Annotated in this window: 15 protein-coding genes; 9 read left to right on the plus strand and 6 right to left on the minus strand. The window is 53.3% G+C overall.

All coding sequences use genetic code 11. The annotated features are described in order from the left end of the window. Window positions 1–142: 142 nt before the first annotated feature. Window positions 143–277 carry a hypothetical protein gene (locus tag ACP5OT_RS08695; RefSeq protein ID WP_015941933.1) on the minus strand — a complete coding sequence of 45 codons (135 nt, stop codon included), beginning with the start codon at window positions 275–277 and terminating at the stop codon, window positions 143–145. Between the two features lie 149 nt (window positions 278–426). On the opposite strand from ACP5OT_RS08695, the gene ACP5OT_RS08700 reads away from it, so the two are divergent. The 3 genes from ACP5OT_RS08700 (at window position 427) to murJ (ending at window position 4,142) form a co-directional block, all read left to right on the plus strand. After that, a complete protein-coding gene (locus tag ACP5OT_RS08700) occupies window positions 427–1,230 on the plus strand; it encodes a biotin--[acetyl-CoA-carboxylase] ligase (protein ID WP_424674439.1) in 804 nt (267 codons plus the stop codon). 240 nt (window positions 1,231–1,470) lie between these two features. Further along, window positions 1,471–2,583 carry an LCP family protein gene (locus tag ACP5OT_RS08705; RefSeq protein ID WP_424674440.1) on the plus strand — a complete coding sequence of 371 codons (1,113 nt, stop codon included), beginning with the start codon at window positions 1,471–1,473 and terminating at the stop codon, window positions 2,581–2,583. Between the two features lie 5 nt (window positions 2,584–2,588). Next, window positions 2,589–4,142, plus strand: a complete 1,554-nt coding sequence (murJ, locus tag ACP5OT_RS08710) for a murein biosynthesis integral membrane protein MurJ (protein WP_424674441.1) — start codon at window positions 2,589–2,591, stop codon at window positions 4,140–4,142. A gap of 12 nt (window positions 4,143–4,154) precedes the next feature. Here murJ and ACP5OT_RS08715 read toward each other — a convergent pair whose 3' ends face one another. Further along, the gene (locus ACP5OT_RS08715) at window positions 4,155–5,114 is read right to left on the minus strand and encodes a nucleoside hydrolase (RefSeq protein ID WP_428131932.1); all 960 of its coding nucleotides are present in this window, start codon (window positions 5,112–5,114) and stop codon (window positions 4,155–4,157) included. Window positions 5,115–5,302: 188 nt separating this feature from the next. Between ACP5OT_RS08715 and ACP5OT_RS08720 the strand changes: the two genes are divergently transcribed. After that, window positions 5,303–5,809: a ribonuclease H-like domain-containing protein gene (locus ACP5OT_RS08720; protein ID WP_424674443.1), complete on the plus strand. Its 507-nt coding sequence runs from the start codon at window positions 5,303–5,305 to the stop codon at window positions 5,807–5,809. A 32-nt stretch (window positions 5,810–5,841) separates the two neighbouring features. Then, window positions 5,842–7,644 carry a Stk1 family PASTA domain-containing Ser/Thr kinase gene (gene pknB / locus ACP5OT_RS08725; protein ID WP_424674444.1) on the plus strand — a complete coding sequence of 601 codons (1,803 nt, stop codon included), beginning with the start codon at window positions 5,842–5,844 and terminating at the stop codon, window positions 7,642–7,644. An 80-nt stretch (window positions 7,645–7,724) separates the two neighbouring features. Here pknB and ACP5OT_RS08730 read toward each other — a convergent pair whose 3' ends face one another. The 4 genes from ACP5OT_RS08730 to rdgB all read right to left on the minus strand — a co-directional run bounded on the left by ACP5OT_RS08730 (window position 7,725) and on the right by rdgB (window position 10,539). Beyond that, complete coding sequence (locus tag ACP5OT_RS08730) at window positions 7,725–7,922, minus strand: hypothetical protein (protein ID WP_424674445.1); 198 nt, start codon at window positions 7,920–7,922, stop codon at window positions 7,725–7,727. 131 nt (window positions 7,923–8,053) lie between these two features. After that, the gene (locus ACP5OT_RS08735; RefSeq protein ID WP_424674446.1) at window positions 8,054–8,761 is read right to left on the minus strand and encodes an ABC transporter ATP-binding protein; all 708 of its coding nucleotides are present in this window, start codon (window positions 8,759–8,761) and stop codon (window positions 8,054–8,056) included. A 182-nt stretch (window positions 8,762–8,943) separates the two neighbouring features. Further along, window positions 8,944–9,864, minus strand: a complete 921-nt coding sequence (locus ACP5OT_RS08740) for a branched-chain amino acid transaminase (protein WP_424674447.1) — start codon at window positions 9,862–9,864, stop codon at window positions 8,944–8,946. A 69-nt stretch (window positions 9,865–9,933) separates the two neighbouring features. Further along, on the minus strand, window positions 9,934–10,539 hold the full coding sequence (gene rdgB / locus ACP5OT_RS08745) for an RdgB/HAM1 family non-canonical purine NTP pyrophosphatase (RefSeq protein WP_424674448.1): 606 nt from the start codon (window positions 10,537–10,539) through the stop codon (window positions 9,934–9,936). A 162-nt stretch (window positions 10,540–10,701) separates the two neighbouring features. Between rdgB and ACP5OT_RS08750 the strand changes: the two genes are divergently transcribed. The 4 genes from ACP5OT_RS08750 (at window position 10,702) to ACP5OT_RS08765 (ending at window position 13,406) form a co-directional block, all read left to right on the plus strand. After that, the gene (locus ACP5OT_RS08750) at window positions 10,702–11,649 is read left to right on the plus strand and encodes a decaprenyl-phosphate phosphoribosyltransferase (protein ID WP_424674449.1); all 948 of its coding nucleotides are present in this window, start codon (window positions 10,702–10,704) and stop codon (window positions 11,647–11,649) included. Window positions 11,650–11,654: 5 nt separating this feature from the next. Continuing rightward, entirely contained in the window at window positions 11,655–12,461 is an 807-nt protein-coding gene (locus ACP5OT_RS08755; protein WP_428131936.1) for an isopentenyl phosphate kinase, read from the plus strand. Window positions 12,462–12,645: 184 nt separating this feature from the next. Further along, a complete protein-coding gene (locus tag ACP5OT_RS08760; protein ID WP_428131938.1) occupies window positions 12,646–13,224 on the plus strand; it encodes a stage II sporulation protein M in 579 nt (192 codons plus the stop codon). Continuing rightward, on the plus strand, window positions 13,224–13,406 hold the full coding sequence (locus ACP5OT_RS08765) for a hypothetical protein (protein WP_424674452.1): 183 nt from the start codon (window positions 13,224–13,226) through the stop codon (window positions 13,404–13,406). Before ACP5OT_RS08760 ends, ACP5OT_RS08765 begins: the two co-directional genes overlap by 1 nt. The last annotated feature ends 1 nt before the right edge of the window (window position 13,407 follow it).

Here is a 13,407-nt window from a genome sequence, read left to right on the forward strand (position 1 = left end):
GATTATGCCTTTCCCATCACCTGTCAGGCGGCTACTCTAGAGAAAGACGGTACCGGCAGACAAAAAGTTCCGTTACAACACAACCGCGCCTACCCGCAACAGGGAGGCGCGGAGGAACAAGCTGCGGTACAATAAGCAGTGCTTAGCGGTACCAACGGCGCGGCTGAACACGATCGCGGACCCGAACCCGTATCGCTTCGGGCTGCACCTGACGCAGCGATAGCCATACTCCACCGGCAATGACGATCATTGCCGCCAGTAGAATGAGTGTCATCATACGCAAATCCTTTCCGCTGCGAAGAGGTCAGCACCCGCTGAGCAAGTGCATAGTTTCAGTAGTGAGTAGTATAACGAAAAATTGTTACCGAGTCCATACCATTTGATGGATTTTTAGTGACTTTTCATTTTGTGTACCGAGGATGCATCATGCTCGATCCCAATGCAATCCGGGCTGGGTTACCACCGAGTACTACTGTACCGGTAACCATTTACTGTTATGACCAAGTCGGTTCGACAATGGATCTGGCCCGCACTGCCATTGCCACCCTTCCACCAAATGCGTTGCCGGTCTTAGTCGTCGCCGAAGAACAGACGGCCGGTCGCGGCCGACTTGGCCGGCGCTGGGTCGCACCACCGGGCAGTGCATTACTCTTCTCACTCGGTTTACAACCACCGGCCGCTGCCACGAGTACCCCAACGGCCTTGATCTGGCTCGCAGCAGTAGCGTTGCTCGAAACGATTGAAGCCGAAACATCGCTTACTGTCGGCTTAAAATGGCCAAACGATGTATTGGTCAACACGTCGGCCGGCTGGGCCAAGACGGCCGGTATCTTGCTTGAAGGTGGCTGGGATGAAGGCCAATTGGTCTGGGCAATCATCGGTTGCGGAATTAATATCAGCGCCGCGCCTGATCCGCAGACAACGCTTTATCCGACAACCGCGCTGACCCTAGCCGGCGCTCCCAACGTTGACCGTCTACGTTTTTTACAAGCTCTTTTGCGCCGTTACGATTTCTGGATGCAAAGACTGTACGCCGGTGATGGTGATAGCCTATGGTCGACATGGCGTAACCATCTGCTTACGCTTGGGCAGAATGTAACTATCAACACTGGCTATAGTGTGATTCACGGTGAAGCTATCGATGTTGATCGGCAAGGTACGCTGATCGTCCGTGCGCCGCACGGGATCATTCACCGGGTTGAAAGTGGTGATGTCGGATTGGTAAGTTAGATCAACGTAATTATCTGACTTCATTTGCACACATCAGTCATTTTTCAGTCGCACATCATTGTGACAAGAGTTCACGAGGTTCGCTCGATATGGTATAGTAACACTCGGTGTAAAAGATGACAGTTCAGATACCGTTTCGATCCTCGTCTGATCAAGGTGGACGGCAACAATACAACCTCCGATCACAATGTTGCGTCAGTTCACCGAAGTGAACGGTACCTGATTGCGGAGCAGGAGGATATGTTAGCATTGCATAGGCGCATTCTGATCGGCGCCGCTACCGTCATAAGCGTTATTGTCGTAGCCACGTTGCTACGCATTGGCTTTGAATGGAGTCAGGCGCTGGCCGACATCGATGCAATGATTGTTACACCAGTGGCATTGCCAACTGAGGTTGTGCTCCCGACTGCACAACCAATCACGTCACCAGAAGAACTATATGGTCCCCCACCTCCTCCGAGCACCCAGCCAACGACACTCCCAACTACCCAGATCGATCCGCCATCGGCCACCGCTACGGCAGAAGCTCTGCAGCTCAGTCGGCCTGAACTCAATATTCTGTTGTTGGGCACTGATGCACGACCGGATGATACCGGACCTACTCGTACCGACGCCATCGTTTTGGTGCATATCACGCGCGATACCGGTCGAGTAAGTATGCTTTCGATTCCGCGCGATCTGTGGGTTAGTTATCCAACCGGTGGCGAAGGGCGGATTAATGCCGCTTACGCGATTGGTGAACATCGCTTTGGGCCGGGAGGAGGTGCAGCGCTTGCAAAATCGACGGTTAGCAAACTCCTCGGTATTCCAGTCGATAATTTTATCTTGATCAACTTTGATGGGTTCAAAAAGATCATTGATATCATCGGTGGTATTGAAATTGATGTACCACGACCGATTTACGACCCGGCTTACCCCACCGAAGATTACGGCACAATTGAGGTGTCATTTGATGCCGGTCGTCAATGGATGGATAGTGAGCGCACACTGATCTACGCCCGGACACGCCACGCCGACAGCGATTTTGGTCGTAACCAACGCCAGCAACAGGTATTAATGGCAATCTTTCAGCGGATCCGTGACCGCGGACTCTTGCAACAGGTGACCAGCATCGACGATTATACCGGGGCGTTACGCGGTTATGTCCTTACCGACCTCAACCGACGCACGATGCTCGAACTCGTCAGTTTTGCCCGCACCGTCAGCGAAGCGAATATCTTGCGCTATGCCATTGACTCATCGTCGATTGTTGAGCTTGGTGGTGGGGCAACGTTCCGTGTCCAACCACAGGCGCTTAAGCGGATTGTTGCTCAGTTTACCGGTGAGGCTGTCTCAACGGCGGGCGGAGAGTAGTATCTGTGACAGAAACTTCTTCCTCCACCGGTAGTATCTTTCGTAGCATCGCACTGGCAGCACTACTCATTAGTCTGGGAAATATCGCCAGCCGTGTGCTGGGGCTGATTCGTGAACCGATCATTGCCGCATACTTTAGCCGTGGATTGGCTGTCGATGCGTTTACACTCGCGTGGACACTCCCCAACGCACTGTACGAGCTACTGATTAGTGGTGCAGTAAGTGCAGCATTGGTGCCGGTCTTCAGTGAGTATGCCGAACGTGACCGCACTGAATTCTGGTACGTTGTCTCGACAGTGGTCACGTTGGCCTTTACTATGCTGACCATTGCCAGCGCGCTGCTGGCCTGGCAAGCACCACTCGCCATCACCTTGCTTTCACGTCCTGCCGAATCTGCGTTGCAAGCCGAAGCGATTGCACTTGTCGGCTGGCTCGTGCCGGCTGTCACGCTGATGGGTATTTCCGGCGTTGTTACGGCTGTTTTACACGCACAACGTCGCTTCTTATTACCGGCTTTTGTCGCTGCTGCTTTTAACGCCGGCATGATCGTAGGAATCATCGTTTTTGCTCCCTACATTGGCATCAAGAGCCTTGCCGCTGGAACACTGCTCGGTGCCTGCGCCCAACTGGCCATTCAGTTACCGGGATTGCGTGATGCCCAATTCCGCCCCCGGTTTGATATAAGCCATCCGGCGGTACGCCGTATCTTGCGTCTCTACGCCCCTGTCACATTGGGAATCGGCTTCTCGCTGATTGGTGTCACCATCGACCGTTGGCTGGCCTCCGGTTTTCCGGCTGCCCTATCGACAATGCGCTTTGCGACGACACTGATCCAGTTCCCATTAGGTCTCGTCGCCTCGGCAGTAGCATTTGCTGTATTACCAACCCTCTCCCGCCAAAGTGCTATTGGTGATGAAGCGGCATTCCGATCAACCCTGGCGATGGGCCTCAAAATAGTGCTCTTGCTCATTTTACCGGCAACAACCGGTTTGGCGGCGCTAAGTTTACCGATCACGGCTACCCTCTTCGAGCGCGGTGCGTTTAGCACTGAGGATACTGCGATTACGGCATTGGCGCTGCTCTACTATCTACCCGGCTTACCGGCAGCAGCCATCGACCAAATACTGCTGTTTGCTTTTTATGCACGCAAGAATACGCTGACACCCAACTTGATTCAGGGTGCAGCCGTTCTGTGTTATGTCGCCGTGGCCATTCCATTGGCTGAATGGACGTCACTAGGCTTTTTGGGCTTGGTCTTGGGGAATTCAGCGCAATGGATCGGTCATGCGATCATCACTGCTTGGCTTTTGCAACGTTCGCTACCACTGAACGGATTACGCCTCGGCGAGGCAACGCTGAAAGGATTGTTGGCAAGTACGCTAATGACCTTAGCGGTTAGCGGTATCGTAGCCTTCGGGAGTAGTTGGTCACCGCTCGTGCAGGTGGTAGTGGCCGGAAGTATCGGTGTCGTCCTCTACACCTTACTCGCTATCGCTTTACGCCTCGAAGCGGCGACCTTTTTAGCAAACGTGATCCGAATGCGTTTACGGCGGGTGTAAAGTAAGGCTACATTACCCGTACAACCGTCGCTCAAGGGCTTGCATTCGCTCAGTGAACAAGGAGAGGAAGCGTGGCGTATCAAAGGCCACCACCGCACGTGCATTCGGACGACGGCCATCGCTCAGCATAAAATCCGCGACGGTAAACCCCATCGTTAATGGGCTACATGTCTCAACCGTGACAAACACATCAGCATACGTTGCTAAATCAGGGTAGAACACGAGCGCCAACGCTGCCGGATCGTTGATGGCACAGCCGTCGTACCCAAAATACCGCCGGTGAAACTCGATGTAGAAGCGAGTCGCGTCGGCAATAAATTGGCCGATGGGCTTACCAGCAGCCGCCAACCGCTGCACTTCGTTTTCGTGCAACCGCACAAGCCGGGTAACATCCCAAGGCATAATTATCAAGGGAACCTCTGCCGAAAAGACGATCTGCGCCGCATGGGGGTCGACGAAAACGTTGAACTCGGCCCGCGGCGTCACATTACCATCGGCACGTAAGGCACCACCCATCATCACAATCTCGCGTAGCGCACCGGCCAGACGCGGCTCTTTCCGGAGCGCCAGCGCAACGTTGGTGAGTGGTCCCACCGCCACGAGGGTTACATCACTGGGTGCCGCCAAGACAGTGTCGATAATAAAATCCACCGCGTGCCCAGACGCCGGCTGGATGGTGGCTGCCGGCAAGTGGGCATAGCCAAGCCCACGCTGACCGTGCGTGTCGTGAGCGGTGGTCAGCGGGCGCAACAATGGCCGGTCACAACCGGCAAAGAGCGGCACATGGTGGCCGCCGCCCAATTCCAGTACGGCCAACCCATTGGCAACGGCCTCGGCCAGCGTGCAGTTGCCGTGAACCACACTGAGACCGATGAGTTCGATTTCGGGGGATGCGAGGGCAAGCAAGATCGCGAGCGCGTCATCAATCCCGGGGTCAGTATCGAGGATGATCCGGCGTACAGTGGAACTCATACGATTGCCTCACATGAAACAAATCATACCTTGCAAACGTTGATCACTATAGCATATTTTGTCAGGGAACTTAGATAGATTATTTAGAATTTCTAAATAATTTTCTGCAAGGCAGTTGCAACGTGCATTGACGCCTCGCCGGTAACATGCCATAATGAAGCCAGAAAGCCTCAGGCAGAGGAGCTAGCATGCGTGCCTATCTCGACATTGAAACTACATATAGCGGCACGATCAGCGTCATCGGGATTTACCGACATGATCGCGGTACGATCCAATTGATCAACGGTGGAATCTACGATCTTACACTGTACGATGCGCTTGAAGGCATCTCAACAATTGTCACATTTAACGGCAGCAGCTTTGATTTACCGACGATCAAACGTCAATTGAATATCGATTTGAAAGCAGAATTTGACCATCGTGATCTATTATACGAATGCCGTCGGCGAGGGCTACACGGCGGGCTAAAAGGAGTTGAAGATCGCCTCGGCATTACACGCGCATCTGCCGGTCTTAGTGGGCGCGATGCACCTCAGCTCTGGGCACGGTATGAGCAGTACGGTGATCACACTGCATTGCAAACACTTCTTACGTACAATCGTGATGATGTGGTCAACTTGGCAGTGCTTGAAGCTCACCTCGATGCACTCCCGCTTCCGACGGCTAATCCGGCTCGGAAAGTGATCATCGAATGAACATAATACTTTGATCTGATGATGATGTAACCATGCAACCACAACTCCTTGACGGTCGCTATCAAATCGAACAACTGCTGGGTGAAGGTGGAATGGCTCGGGTCTACTTGGGCCGTGATCTCCGCCTCCAACGCCCAGTTGCGATTAAAATCCCACACCCGCACCTAATGACCGATCCAGATTTCTTGGCCCGGTTTCGGCATGAAGCCCACGCTGCGGCAATGGTCAGCCATCCCAATTTAGTGGACATCTACGATGTCGGTCAGGACGGTGATCGACATTATATTGTGATGGAATACGTTGCCGGCGTTACGCTGAAGCAGTTGATCAACCGGGAAGCACCGTTTGCTGTTCCACGCGCCGTTCGCATCGGCGAACAGATCGCACGTGGCTTGCACGCTGCCCACCGTGCCGGTCTGATTCACCGCGATATTAAGCCACAAAATATTATCGTCACTGATGACGGGCAAGTACGGATCACCGATTTCGGCGTCGCTAAAAGTCATTTATCGACGGCAATGACCGAAACCGGGATTACGTTGGGTACGGCCGACTACATTGCACCTGAGCAAGCCCAAGGACGCCCGGCAACTCCACAATCGGACATTTATGCGGTTGGCATCGTGCTGTACGAAATGCTTACCGGCCGGCTACCGTTCACCGGTGATAACCCGGTTGCTGTGGTGATGAAGCACATCAGCGAGCCTCCCCCACCACCGCGGCGTTATAATCCACGCATCCCGGCGGCACTCGAAGCGATTATTCTGCGGGCACTCGCCAAAGATCCGACCCAACGCCAACGCACGGCTCTGGAGCTGGCCGAGGAATTGCATAACTACGAACAACTGGTCACCCAAGTCACCGTTGTCAGTCCGCAACTCGAACCATCACCGGCTCGCCCACCCAATCCCAACCCACCGCGTTCGGCGCAAATTACCGCCAGTCGTCCGACGGCTATTCCCAGCCCTCGTCAAGCTGCGGTACGCAATTCTCGGCAAGAAGGTTTGGGATGCGGTGCATTTTTCGTCGGCATGTTGATGCTCGTTGGAATACTGGCCGTCGTTTTCCTGATCAGCACCGGGGTTTTTAACAATCTGTTTGTAAACAACCCAATACGTCCCTCAACAACTCTATCGCCTGGTGGTCAAAGCACGAACAGTGACCCCACACCTACCCTTGTTACGACAACAACTGTGCCAGAACTCGTGGGGCTAAGTGACGGTGAAGCACGTGAACGGTTACAGCAAAATCGGCTTCTCCCTGCGCCAAGCAGCGAACACAATCGCGATGTACCGCAGGGAATTGTCATTACGCAAACCATACCCCCCGGCACCATTGTCGAAGTCAACAGCCCGGTATCGTACACCGTTAGTTTAGGGCCATTGCTAGTGGAAGTACCGAATGTGACCGGAACCCGCGAAGATATTGCCGCTAACCAATTGCAAGCCGCCGGCTTTGCCGTGGAGATTGTCAAGGAACCACATCCAACGATTGATACCGATTTCGTCATCAGGCAATCACCGAGTGCTACGCTGCGTATTCCGCAGGGTGATCGAGTAACGATCTACGTCAGCTTAGGCGATGTCGTGCGCTTTCCCGATGTCATCGGTCGCAGCCGTGCAGAGGCAGAAGCCATTTTAGCCAATACGCCGGGGGTCATCCTCGTATTTATTGATGTGCAAGGACGTGATCGTATTCCCGATTTTGACCGCTATGCGCCGAATCAAGTTGTGAGCGCCGCACGCGAAGCCGGGAATAGTTATGTTGGTCTCAACAACGGTGATTACATTCCGCGCGGTAGTCGGATCGTCCTAGGGGTGAGAGCAGAGGAATAAGAATGAGCGTATGTTTTGCTTAAACTATGATGCGGGTGGCAATCGTACCACCCGCAATTATATTGCACCGATTCCCGCTACTAAGCGTGGTCGGCAATAGTCATCGTCTGAGAACGGAGCCGCTCAGCTTCTTCCAACAATCGCTGACGTTCACTCACGCTCAGCGCCCGATCGGCGAAGCGGCGCCACTCTTCATTCGTAGCCCACGCCCACAAACCTGCTTCGGTCTTGATCCAGCGTGGAGCTTTGGGGGTTGTATGGTGGTTGGTATGGATCATTCGTTACGTACCTCCTTATATTTCAAAATTGACTGTACCTCTTCATCATATAGATGCCGGTAACAAGGCTACAGTAACCAATACGCCTTGCGATCGGCTGAATATCTCATCGTTTACAGCTAACAAGCTACTCATCGTGTCGGCAATGAAGCATCTTCAAAGATTCGACCATTGCGTAATTGCAACACCCGATCGGCAACCCCGATCATCTCGCGACTGTGGGTCACCATCACGAGTGTTTTCCCCACTTGGCGAGTAAGCCGGTCGAGCAGATCGAGCACGTGCGCACCCGTGTCGCTATCCAGATTGCCGGTCGGTTCGTCGGCTAACACGAGATCGGGATTATGGACGAGCGCCCGAGCGATTGCCACCCGCTGCTGTTCACCACCGCTCAAACGGTCAGGGTAGGTATGAGCGCGATTTGCCAATCCAACTGCATCGAGCATAGCTAAAGCTGTTGACCGCGCTGCCGCACCGCGTTGACCGTTCAACTCCAGCGGTAACAGAACATTTTCCAGTGCAGTCAGCGTGGGGGCAAGGTTGTAGAATTGAAACACGAACCCGATGGAATGACGGCGAAACAGCGTTCGTTCACGTTCACTAAGCTGATCGAGCCGCTGACCGGCTACCCAGATCGTCCCCGATGTGGGGGTATCGATCCCGCTCACCAGATTCAGCAGGGTGCTCTTCCCACTACCACTCTTGCCGAGCAGCACAACGAACTCACCGGCAGTGACCGTGATCGTGATGTCGTGCAGTACCGTGCGCTGCACATCGCCCTCGGTATAGGTTTTCGTAACCCGATCACACCGGATGACAGTTTTGTCAAGCATTTGCATTATATATAGAAACCATTTGCACAGATATATTTGTATTATACGGCATGTTGTCTAGAACTGGCAATGGTCTCCAGCCACACAACACTGACGCCAAGAGGAGGTGCATCAGTGTTGCGCAACTCGCTCTTGGCATCAGTCAGACGGGTTAGAATAGAACACGCACCGACTCAACGATGATCCGGTCAGGCGTATTCCAGCCATCCGTAGCGATCAGGCTGCTCACCCTGAACAATTCCAAAGAAGGCTGCCTGGACTGCGGCAGTAATCGGCCCACGCCGGCCTATACCGATTGGGATGCGATCAACCGAACGGATCGGTGTGATCTCGGCTGCTGTCCCGGTGAAGAAGAGTTCGTCGGCCAGATAGAGCATCTCGCGTGGCAGTATCTGTTCACGCACTTCGATTCCCAGATCGCGCAAGAGGGTCATCACCGTATCGCGGGTGATACCGCTCAGGATGGAAGAGGTGAGCGGTGGGGTATAAACGATACCGTTACGCACCAGAAACAGATTCTCACCACTACCCTCGCTCACATGACCATCAGCATCAAGGGCAATACCCTCAGCGTAACCGTTCGTCAACGCTTCCATTTTGATCAGCTGTGAGTTCATGTAATTGCCACCCGCCTTCGCTAAGGCCGGCATCGTATTTGGGGCAAAGCGGTTCCATGATGAAATGCAGACATCGACCCCCTGTTCCATTGCTTCAGCACCGAGATATTTTCCCCATTCAATCGTAGCGATGGCAACCTCAACCGGATTGTTCAGCGGATTTACACCAATCTCGCCATAACCCCGGAAGACGACGGGCCGGATGTAGCCAGAACGTAAACGATTAGCGCGTACCGTTTCCTTTACTGCTGCAACCAACTGGTCGAGCGTATAGGGGATAGTAGTGCGATAGATCTTGGCCGAATCGATCAGCCGCTGCATATGAGGGGTAAGACGGAAAATGGCCGGTCCCTGCGGCGTCTCATAACAGCGAATACCCTCAAAAAAGCTGGTGCCGTAATGGATGACATGCGCCATAACGTGAACGGTTGCTTTATCCCATTCCACCAGCTCACCGTTGAACCAGATGTAATCCATTTTTTGGATCGGCATTGATCATCTCCTTTATTGCGAGCATGCACAACCGGGTGTCCAATCCAGGGAACACACAACCAGGCGTTCCTACGGGTTGATGGTCATACTTTGCCAACGAGCCAATATCTCACGTGCGGCGCGGGCCGCTTGAGCACGATGACTAATCTGATTTTTTCGTTCGATACTCAGCTCTGCTAAAGTTGCATCTTCATCGAGAATGTAAAAGAGAGGGTCATATCCAAACCCACCACTACCCCGAGGAGTGAATTCGATAACTCCGGGGAGAACACCTTCGACCAACTCGGTGGGATGATCGGGATGAGCGATAGCGATCACACAGACGAAACGTGCTATGCGCTGGTGCCACGGTATATCGCGCATTTGATCGAGCAGATACTGCAACTGCGCTGCACCTGTTACTCCACCGTAACGGGCTGAATGGACACCCGGCGCACCACCTAGTGCCGCTACCTCTAGTCCGCTATCATCAGCGAGTGTCGGTAAGCCACTTAACGCTCGGTAACCCTCGGCTTTCAGCCGTGCATTCTCAGCAAATGTCTGCCCGGTCTCCTCAATCACAGTAGTAATACCGAGATCGTTCAAGGAGTAGAGCCGCAAGTTGAGATCGGCAAAGATCGCAGCAAACTCGCGTAGTTTTCCCGGATTGTGGGTAGCGATTAACAATTCACGCATGATGCAAAGATTAATTACCCGATTGTACAGTTGACAATAGTCTATGCGCCATTGTACACGAATGAGAGAAGTTGAGCAAACACTGACACCTGCACGAGCGGTTAATTACTCGTGGTACAATTAAGACAAATGCGCATCGCAGCGATGTCACATAGGGTAGAAATGAAAGATTTTTCTCAATCAATTGAACGCACCACCCCACTGAGTATCCAGTCACTCCGCGCGCTGTTGCGGACAATGCGTCCACGGCAGTGGATCAAGAATATCTTTGTCTTCGCCGCAATTGCCTTTTCGGAAGAACGACTGTGGTATACCGAACCGATACAGCTCTTGCGAGTTATCGGTGCGTTCATCGCGTTTTGTATGGCGGCGAGCGCGATTTATCTGATTAACGATCTTGTCGATATCGAAAAAGATCGCGCTCATCCGAAAAAGCGTTACCGTCCGCTCGCCGCCGGCCTACTTAGTCCGACACTCGCCACGATAACTGCCATTGTTTTGATTATTACCGTCTTTCCCTTTGCCGTCTGGCTTGACAATGATCTCGATTTTGCTCTTATACTAGGCATCTATGTGATTGTGCAGGGTTTTCTTTATAGTTTCTGGCTGAAAAATATCGTCATTTTCGATATCTTAATTATTGCCGCCGGATTTATTTTACGAGCGATTGCCGGTGCTGCGGTTATCGATATTATCATCACCCCGTGGCTGATCGTTTGTATGGGGCTACTTGCCCTGTTTCTCGGTATTGGTAAACGTCGTCACGAATTAAAGTTACTCGAAGATGGGGCCGGCAATCATCGGCGCATTCTTGACGAGTATTCGATCCCGTTGCTCGATCAGATGCAGGCAATCGTTACAGCGAGCATCGTGATGACGTACAGTATGACAGCCTTTTCGGCACCCGTTGCCCCAAAAGAGCCGTTTCCGATGCTCATGATCACCATCCCATTCGTGGTCTATGCGATCTTTCGCTACCTGTATTTGATCTATCAGCGCGACGGCGGTGGCACCCCCGAAGATCTGGTGTTGCAAGATCGTCCGTTAGCGTTGAGTATCGTGTTGTGGGGTATAACCGTATTAGGGGTATTGATCATCTTTCCGTCGTAAACGCTGTGTATACCTTCGTCAAATTCGGTGGTTCGGTTATTACCGATAAAACCGGTCGTGAATCAGCCGATCTCGCTGTAATCGAGGCATTGGCCGGTGCAGTTGCCGCAGCACGCGCTGCCGATCCAACCCTAGCCATCGTGCTCGGTCACGGGAGCGGTTCGTTTGGTCATCACTACGCCGCGCGCTATGGTGTCCATCTTGGTACACCGATTGATGCTGACCATACCGGGTTCGCGCTGACTGCTGCCGCTGCCCTGCGTCTCAACCGGATTGTGGTTGATGCACTGCTGACAGCCGGTGTACCGGCTGTCTGTTTGCAACCATCGGCCTCCCTGAGCAGTGCCCACGGCCAAATTACCCACTGGGAGATCGGACCTATTAGTGCCGCATTGCAACGTCGCTTGGTACCCGTGATCCACGGTGATGTCGCCTTTGATACCGTGCAAGGCACCGCGATTATCTCAACCGAGGCACTATTACGTTTTCTCGCCCTTCATAGCCCGATTCGCCCACGACGGATCATTCTCGTCGGCGAAGCAGCAGTCTATACCGCCGATCCACATCGTGATCCGACAGCCCAACCAATCCCGCTGATCGACCACACCAATATCGCACAGGTGTTACACGGCGCCGGCGCCTCGCGTGCTGCGGATGTCACCGGCGGGATGCGGAGTAAACTCGAATTGATGTGGCAGTTGGTCGAGACCCTTCCCGATCTTGAAGTGCGTCTGATTGGGCCAGACCCGTCACTCCTGACGGCAGCGCTGCTCGGCCAACCGTTAACAAACGGTACGCTCATCAAGCAATGATTACACCTGACCGTCAGATTCGGCAACGCAGCAGCGCGTGGGCGCGACTTGAAGCGCTACTTGATCAAGCGCATCAAAGCATTGTCCAATTACCGGCGGAGGAACTACGCGAATTGGGTGAGTTGTACCGCCAAGTCTGTACCGAGCGATTGCACGCCGCGACTTCCCTGATCATCCACAGACTGTGTATCTCAACCAGCTCGTTGCCCGCGCCCACGGTACTATCTATCGCTACAGTTTCAACGAGCCAAACCGGATTTTTACGTTCTTTCGCACGACCTTACCGCGCACGTTTCGCGCAACTTGGCTGATGACGCTCACCGCAGCCTTGGTCTTTCTGTTACCGGCAATCATTGCGTTTATCGCCGCATTTCGCGATCCGACCTTGGGTGAATCGTTTGTTCCCGGAATCGACGGTATTGTCTCCCAGATTCAAAACGGTGAAGAGTGGTGGTTACGGATTAACGAAGGGCCTGCTGCTGCTTCAGCCGAGATCATGACGAATGTTGCTATCCGCACGTTTGCCGGTGGGATAACCTTTGGTATCTACACCTTCTATATTCTGTTGACAAACGGCTTGTTGTTGGGTACTGTTGCCGGGATTGCTCAACGCTTCGCCTTCGCCGATAATTTGTGGAGTTTTGTCATCGGCCATCTTGCGCTCGAACTCAGTGCCATTTTTATCGCCGGTGGCGCCGGTTTGCAACTTGCGTGGGCTATCTTACGTCCGGGACGGGAACACTCAGCCGGCGGAATGCGCTGATGATCGCCAGGCGCCGCGCCATTATTCTCGTGATCAGCTGTGCCGTGATATTAGTTGCGGCAGGGCTGATCGAAGCATTTATCTCACCAACCGATCTGCCGTTTTTGCTCAAACTTATCCTTTCCCTTGGTTCAGGTGGGTTACTTTATACGTATTTATTCCTAAGCGGGCATGAAGTTTGAG

The sequence above is a fragment of the Chloroflexus sp. genome (assembly GCF_049970315.1).
Classification (GTDB): Bacteria; Chloroflexota; Chloroflexia; order Chloroflexales; family Chloroflexaceae; genus Chloroflexus.

Excerpts from the sequence above, each read along its gene's own strand:
- pknB (WP_424674444.1), top strand. The coding sequence starts at position 5,842 with ATGCAACCACAACTCCTTGACGGTCGCTATCAAATCGAACAACTGCTG.
- ACP5OT_RS08700 (WP_424674439.1), top strand. The coding sequence starts at position 427 with ATGCTCGATCCCAATGCAATCCGGGCTGGGTTACCACCGAGTACTACT.
- rdgB (WP_424674448.1), bottom strand. The coding sequence starts at position 10,539 with ATGCGTGAATTGTTAATCGCTACCCACAATCCGGGAAAACTACGCGAG.
- ACP5OT_RS08715 (WP_428131932.1), bottom strand. The coding sequence starts at position 5,114 with ATGAGTTCCACTGTACGCCGGATCATCCTCGATACTGACCCCGGGATT.
- ACP5OT_RS08765 (WP_424674452.1), top strand. The coding sequence starts at position 13,224 with ATGATCGCCAGGCGCCGCGCCATTATTCTCGTGATCAGCTGTGCCGTG.
- ACP5OT_RS08750 (WP_424674449.1), top strand. The coding sequence starts at position 10,702 with ATGAAAGATTTTTCTCAATCAATTGAACGCACCACCCCACTGAGTATC.
- ACP5OT_RS08720 (WP_424674443.1), top strand. The coding sequence starts at position 5,303 with ATGCGTGCCTATCTCGACATTGAAACTACATATAGCGGCACGATCAGC.
- ACP5OT_RS08740 (WP_424674447.1), bottom strand. The coding sequence starts at position 9,864 with ATGCCGATCCAAAAAATGGATTACATCTGGTTCAACGGTGAGCTGGTG.
- ACP5OT_RS08705 (WP_424674440.1), top strand. The coding sequence starts at position 1,471 with ATGTTAGCATTGCATAGGCGCATTCTGATCGGCGCCGCTACCGTCATA.
- ACP5OT_RS08730 (WP_424674445.1), bottom strand. The coding sequence starts at position 7,922 with ATGATCCATACCAACCACCATACAACCCCCAAAGCTCCACGCTGGATC.
- ACP5OT_RS08735 (WP_424674446.1), bottom strand. The coding sequence starts at position 8,761 with ATGCAAATGCTTGACAAAACTGTCATCCGGTGTGATCGGGTTACGAAA.
- ACP5OT_RS08695 (WP_015941933.1), bottom strand. The coding sequence starts at position 277 with ATGATGACACTCATTCTACTGGCGGCAATGATCGTCATTGCCGGTGGA.